The organism is Embleya sp. NPDC005575, from assembly GCF_040605455.1.
In the GTDB taxonomy this organism is placed as follows: domain Bacteria; phylum Actinomycetota; class Actinomycetes; order Streptomycetales; family Streptomycetaceae; genus Embleya.
In genome coordinates, this window is sequence record NZ_JBEXCV010000266.1 from 1 (window position 1) to 7,201 (window position 7,201).

The 7,201-nt window shown below is 72.3% G+C and carries 2 protein-coding genes; both read right to left on the bottom strand.

All coding sequences use genetic code 11. The annotated features are described in order from the left end of the window. Window positions 1-1,716 (bottom strand): right-handed parallel beta-helix repeat-containing protein (locus ABZS54_RS41390; RefSeq protein ID WP_355548124.1); only part of this gene is annotated, 1,716 nt, incomplete at its 3' end. Then, the coding region (locus ABZS54_RS41395; RefSeq protein ID WP_355548126.1) for a hypothetical protein at window positions 1,709-7,201 on the bottom strand (5,493 nt) is incomplete at its 5' end. The genes ABZS54_RS41390 and ABZS54_RS41395, both read right to left, overlap by 8 nt.

Genomic DNA, 7,201 nt, shown 5'->3' on the forward strand with positions numbered 1-7,201 from the left:
CAGTCCCGGTGCCATTCGCACCCCCGCTCGCTCCCGGTGCCATTCGCACGCCCGCTCGTCGAACACCGGCGCGGCGTCCGGCTCGGTGCTCAGCTCGTCGGTGCACTCGCGCACCCGGCAGCGGCGGAACAGCGGATCCGCGCCGCCGCCCACATGCAGCGCGGCATAACCGGCGCCGATCACATCGCACCCGGTGAAGGTGCCGCCGGCCTGCTCGGCGACGTACAGGCCGTTCTTGCCCGGCCGTTCGATCCGCAGGCCGTGCACGTTCGGCCGGGCGCCGGTCCACACCACCAGGCCCGAGCCGGCGCAGTCCTCGATCGAGCCACCGGCCAACTCGGCCCGCGAACCCGCGTCGAACACGATGCCCGCGGCCCCCGCGCCGGCGACCCGGTTGCCGGCCAACTCGGCGACACCCTCGCCGGTGACCTCGATCCCGGTGCGCCCGGCCGCGCGCACCGTGCATCCGGACACCCGCGATCCGGTCGGCGAACCGATCCCGATCCCGGTCGCGGTGTCCGCGACCAGGCAGCCGGAGAGCGCCGCGGAGGAGCGGCCGGTGACCGCGATCCCGGTCATCGCCGCGGCCGAGACCGTACAGTCGGTCAGCTCGGCTCGGGCGGTGTCCACGGTGTGCACGCCGTGTTCGGGCGTGCCCTGGACCCGGCAGTCGGCCAGCTTGAGCACGGCGGTACCGGCGGCGTGTACCGCACCGTAGCCGGAATCGAGAATGCGACAGTCGGTCAGGTCGGCGCCCGCGCCCTCGGTGAGAAGTACACCGTTGGTCGCCGAGCGGCGCACCGAGCAGCCCTGGGCGACCACCCGCGCGGTGCCGTCGAGCACGAGGCCGGCCGCGGCGGCGTCCAGGATCCGGCAGTCGGTCAACTCGGCCCGGGCGCTGCCGCCGAGCCGGATGCCGGCCGCGCCCGGCGCGCTGACCCGGCTCTCGCCGGCCACCGCCGAGGAGGCGTCCTCCAGCAGCAGCCCGACCCGACCGCAGCCGCCCAGCACCGAATCGGTCAGGCGCAACATCGCCCGCCCGCGCAGCCGGATCCCGGAACCGGACGTGGCGTCCAGACGCAGCCGCGCGATGCCCACCCGCGCGCTGCCCGACACCACGATCCCGGTGCCCTCGACGGCGCTCACCTCGACGTCCTCGACCCGGGCCCGCGCGTCCCCGGACACATGCAGGCCCGCGAGCCGCGTGCCACGGATGCGCGTGCCGGTGAGCAGCAGCGCCGAGGTCGTGCCGGCGGCCGTCGGCGGCGCGTCCAGGTCCGGATCGCCGCCGTCCTCCGCGTCCCGATCGGGCCCGCCGCGCACCTCGATCCGGCCGCCCGTGACCGTGCAGTCGGCCAGGATCAGACCCGCGCCCGGACCCACGCTGACCGCCGGCGCGTCGGTGCCCGCGCCGTACAGCCCCAGCCCGCGCACCACGCAGTCCGCCGCGTCGACGGTGATCGCCGGGCCCTCGGCGCTCGCGGTCAGCACCACCTCGCCGCCGCCCGGTTCCGGACACAGCGTCACCGACCGGGCCAGCACCAGCGATTCGGTGTAGTGACCGGCCGCGATCAGCACGGTCGCGCCGGGGGCGGCGGCGCGGACCGCGTCCGCGATCCGGCGATGCGTGCCCCGGCCCTTGGCGGCCACCCGGACATCCGGCGCGGTGGAGCCGCCTGCTCGACGCTCGACGCTCGACATCTGTGCGCTACGCATCCTTGTGCCGGTACCAATCCGGGTTGATTCCCGCACGCACCTGCGGCAGCAGCCACCCGTTGAACATCTTCTCGCCGATCTTGAAGCCGATATTGAGCAGGAACTCGGTGGCTCCCTGGCGGTGGAAGAACCGGCCGCCGGCGGCGTTGAGGAAACCGACACGGGCGAGCGAGACGCTGCCGGTGCTGATCACGCCGGACAACGATGCGATCGCGCCGTCCCCCAGCGCCTCCCAGCCGGAGAGCTTGTGGGTGACGCCGTCGGAGTCCTTGACGCCGAACACGCTCGCGTTGATGCTGCCGTTGACCAACCCGGCCAACAGGCCGACGCCGGCGCTGTAGCCGAAGTCGTAGGTGCCGCTGCGCCAGCGCACCGCGGTCTCGTTGCCCGCCCACTCGTTGGCCCACGTCTTGTCGTGGTTGCCCGGCCGGCGGTTCCAGTGCTTGCCGCCGTCGATGTTGCCGTAGCCGCTCTTGAAGTCGCCGAGCTTGCGGAAGCCGTCCATCTTGTTCTCGTGCACGAAGGCGCCCACGCCGCCCTTGACCACGCCGCCCACCGCCGCGTTCAGCGCGGCCTTGCCCCAGTCGACGTCGGACAGGCTCTTGCCCTGGGCCCGCGCGTTGATGTCGGCGACGATGATGTTCGCGGTGAACTCGATCGCGAACTCCTGGGCGAACTCCACCGCGAGCTTCTTGACCAGGACCGACTTACCGTAGCTCTGGTAGGCGGCCTCGGCCAGGGTGACGGTCCCGGAGGTAGGGATGCCCGGGAGCCCGGCCAGCGCCGTACGGAACCGCGTGGCGTCGATACCGACGGTGCTGCCCGACCACGGCATGCGCTGACCCTCACGGATGCGCCGCACCCAGCCGCGCACCTCGGTCATCTGGCCGCGGAAGTCGTACTCGCTGCCGACCACCCGCCACCGGTTCAGCGAGTCGTTGACGATCACCGCGCCGCCGTCGGTGCGCCGCGAGACCAGATGGCCGCCCGTGTCGTAGCGCCGCCACTGGCCGCGCCACGCGTCCGTCTCCAGGAAGTAGAGCTGCCCGTCGGGCGTCCTCTTGGCCTCGCGGGTGCGCACGACGGTGCCGTGGTCGAACTCCTTCCAGGTGGAGGTGTTCGGCGAGGTGCCCTCGTTCGGTCCGTACTCGCGGACGCGTGCCGGTGCGTCGGTGATGTGCGGCGGGGTCTCGTGGATCACCGACGTCACGCCCGCGCGCACCGTCGAGTCGCGGAAGAGCAGGTTCTTGCCGTCGAGCGGAGTCGCCTGCCATGCACCGGCGCCGTTGTCCGCCTTCGGGTTCCACCAGGTCCGCACCCGGTCGCCCTCGCTCGGGACGATCTGCCCGGCCCGGTCGAACTTCTGCCACGTCCAGGTGTCGGTGCCGGGCACCTTCCACGAGTCGACGTACCGACCGCTGTCGAGCATGCGTCGCTCGCGCACCAGGTTGTTCGTCGCGTCGAAATCCCGGAACGAGTCGTCGAAGGGCAGCTTGGGGTCGTCCGAACTGCGGAAGAGCACACGCTTGCCGGACTCCTGTACCTCACCGGCGGCGTTGATCCGTTCCCACTGCCAGGTCTTCGCGGTCGACGAGCCGCGCGCGACGATCGTGATCGAGTTGCCGTCGGCGAGTTCCCAGGTGTCCTTGCGGCCGGTGATGTAGCCGTGGCCGTCGTACTCGACCCAGTTGCTGTTCGGATTGGCCGCGTGGCCGGTGCTGGCGGGAGCGGGTGGTTCCGGCGTGGTGTAGTGGCGGACGTTGCCGTTCGGGAAGCCCTCGCGCACCACTGCCCACCGGGTGGTGCCGTCCGCGCCCACCACCGGACGCAGGTCCTGCCAGATCTCCCCGCCCGGTCCGTTGTTGGGGGTCTCCAGCCGGTAGCCGACCTCGTCGCCCCGGCTCCACGGGGTCGCCCCGGCGGGGGCCGAGGGGTGCGGCGTCACCGAGTCGCCGACCTTGAGCGTCGTGCCGTCGGCCAACTTGGTCTGCGAGCGGGCGAAGCCGCCGTCGGCCAGGATGTCGAACGAGCTGCCGTCGTCGCCGACGAACCGAACGCCGCCGCTCCGCACCAGGTTTCCGTCCGCGTCCAGGGCTGACTTCTCCCAGGTGAACACCTGGTAGCGGGTGTCGGAGGCGAGGAACGATTGGGTGCCGGTGGGCTCGACCCTGTGGTTGCTCAGCCATTTGCGGGCCCACTGCGGCGGCCGCTGCTCGGAGATGCGGGTCGTGGTGAACGTCGAGCCGTCCGGCTTGACCTCGTGCTTGCCGGTCTCCTTGCCCTGCGGCGAGTGCTCGTCCCAGGACGCCTTGCGGATTCCGGCGTTGTCCAGCGGGTGTTCGAGGTAGTGCCGGGCGTGGTCGGTCCGGTGCATCGGACCCCACTGCTTCTGCACCACTTCACCGGCGTGCGTGCCGGCCGTCGGCCCGTGCCGGTCGCTCCAGCCGCCGTCACGGTGCGGGGTACGCGGACCACTCGCCAGCTCCTGCCCCGCGCCGTCGTAGCGATGCCAGGTCCAGCCGTCGGCGCCCTTGATGCCCAGCGTGTGCCCGGCCTTGTTGTCGAACTTCTGGAGTGTGTCCCGGAATTCGCGCACCGTGATGAAACGCTCGTTGACGTCCGTGTAGCCGAAGCCGGACGTGTCGAACTTGCGTGAACCCTTGTCGAGGGGGACGCCGTCCGTGCCCCACTCGACCCACTTGGTGCGTTGGCTGAACGAGCCGAAGCCGTTGAGGTCGGTACGGCGGAACGCGTCGAGGGTGTTCCCGTTCGGCAGCAGTCGGCGTTCGAAGACGACCGCCTTCCCCGGAGTGTTCGACTTGAGTTGCATCCGACCGTTGGCGGCGCCGTGCAGGTCCACCGTGCCGTGTTGGAAGTCGTTGGGAGTGAAGCCCTGGTCGGGGGACTGGCCGGGGCGGAACTCCTGGCGCCAGGTGGGCGTCGGTGTGGTGTGGTCGACGATGTATTGGTGCTTGGTCAACCGACCGTCGTCGAGCACGTTGAGGCCCTCGCGGGTGACCGTTCCGTCCAGCCGGAACTCGTGGAACTCCCCGTGGCGCACGGTGTTCGGATGCGCGACCTCGACCCGGTAGCCGGTGTGCGTGCCGTTGGCATCCGTGAGCCGGGTGAGCCGTTGTTCCGGGGGGAGCGGCGTGCCGTGCGTGTCGGTGAGGGTGTCGCCCGCCACGAACCGGGTTTGGCCGGTACCGCCCAGCACGGTGCCGCGTTCGAGGGCGCCGGTCGTGGTGTCGTAGCGGATCGAGTGACCGGTGGCGGGGTCGGTGACGCGAAAACCGTTGTCGACGGTGGTGAGGTTGCGGTCGGTGACCCGGGTGCCGTGTACGTCGGTGAGGAAACGGCCTGTGTCGTCACCGACCACGAAGCGGGCTGCGCCGGGTCCGCCGACGGCGATGCCGTGTTCGGCGATCGAACCGTCGGCGAGGTAGCGGGTGCTGTGTCCGCCCGGCTCGGTGACCCGGAAGCCGCCGCCGTCGAGCGCGGTGACCTCGACATCGACGACGCGGGTGCCGTGCGTGTCGGTGAGGATGTGGTCGGCGTCGCCACGCGCGACGACGAAGTGGGACTCGCCCTCGCCGCCGAGCAGCGTGCCGCGCTCGAAGCCGCCGTTGGCGGGGTCGTAGCGGACCGAGTGGCCGGTGGCGGGGTCGGTGACCCGGAAGCCGTTGTCGACGGTGGTGAGGTTGCGGTCGCCGACCGGGGCGCCGTGGAGGTCGGTGACGCTGCGGTGCGCGTTTTCGCCGACCACGAAGCGGGGTTCGCCGGGGCCGCCGAGTGCGATGCCGTGCTCGGCGACCCAGCCGTCCGCGGTGTAGCGGGTGCTGTGGCCGCCGACCGGTTCGGTGACCCGGTAGCCGCCGCCGGTGAGCGGGGTGACCTCGACGCCGGCGACGGGATTGCCGTGCACGTCGGTGAGCACGTGGCCGGTGTCACCGCCGACGATGAAGCGGGGCTCGCCGAGCTCGTTCAGGGCCAACCCTCGGTCGACCACGCTGCCGTTGCCGTCGTAACGGATGGAGTGGCCGGTCGCGGGGTCGGTCACCCGGTAGCCGTTGTCGAGCTCGGTCAGGGTGTGGTCGGTGACCGGCTTGCCGTGCACGTCGGTCGGTACCGGGGGCCGGCCGTCGCGGAATACCACGAAGTGCGACTCGCCGGGGCCGCCCAGGGCGATGCCGTGCTCGGCGACGCTGCCGTCGGCACGGTAGCGGGTGGTGGCGCCGCTGCCGGGTTCGGTGATGCGGTAGCCGCCGCCGTTGACCGCGGTGACGTCGACGCCGGTGACGGGGTTGCCGTGCACGTCGGTGAGGACGGGGCCGTGCTCGCCCGGCACGACGAAGTGGGCCTCGCCGGCGCCCTGGAGCGCGGTGCCGCGTTCGACGATGTGGCCGTCGCCGCCGTACCGGACGGACCCGCCGGTGGCGGGATCGGTGACCCGGTAGCCGTCGGGGATCGTGGTGAGGGTGTGGTCGGTGATCGGCTTGCCGTGGGCGTTGGTCAGGACCGGAGGCCGGACGTCGCTGTGCACCACGAAGTGGGGTGCGCCCGTCCCACCGAGCGCGATGCCCTGGTCGGCGATGGCCCCGTTGGTGCGGTAGCGGATGCTGTGGCCCCCGGCGGGGTCGGTGACCCGGTAACCACCCCGCACCACGGTGACGTCGACGCCGGTGACGGGGTTGCCGTGCACGTCGGTGAGGAAGGGCCAGCCGGTGCCGTTGTCGACGACGAACCCGGGCTCGTGCGGTGAGGCTAGGGCAAGGCCCTCGTCGAGGACGTGGCCGTCGTTGCCGTACCGGATGGAGTGGCCGGTCGCGGGGTCGGTTACGCGGTAGCCGTCGTGCACCGTCGTGCGGATGGCCGCACCGTCGAGCGTGGTCGAGTCGAGACCGACATGCAGGGCGGTGATCGCGGTCGGCGGCGGGACGTTCCCGGCGACCGACGCGGTCGGCAACATGTTCGAGCCGGCTGAGCCGCCGCCCGAACCGTGCCCGCTGCCGCCGACCAGCCTCGGGTGCTCCAGCAGGCTCTGTGCCTGGACCTGGGCGAGGCCCTTGTCGATCCGGGCCGGGTCGACGCCGAGTTGGTCGAGCCGGGTGAGCGCGGTCTCCACCTTGGCCGAGGCGTGGTCCACCGCGAGCCGGGCGTCGCGCTCGAACGGGGACGGCTTGGAGGACCCGCCGGGGCGGATTTCCAGGTCGTGCAACACCTGCTGGGCCCGGCCCAGTTCGGTCCGCGCCGAGGCCAGGTCGCGCCAGGCCTCGACGCGGCCGGCCCGCAGCGGATCGTCGGCGGTGCCGAACAGCGCGCCGATCCGGTCCGCGTCCCGCTGCCACAGCTGCTCCAGCCGGGTCGGGGACAGCCGGTTGGCCGGGCCGGCCAGGCCGCCGCCCGGCTGTGGCGGCGTCGGCGCCGCGGCGACCGGGTTCGCGGTCGGCGTGCCGGGGCGCAGCTCCCCGCCGCCGAGGCCGCC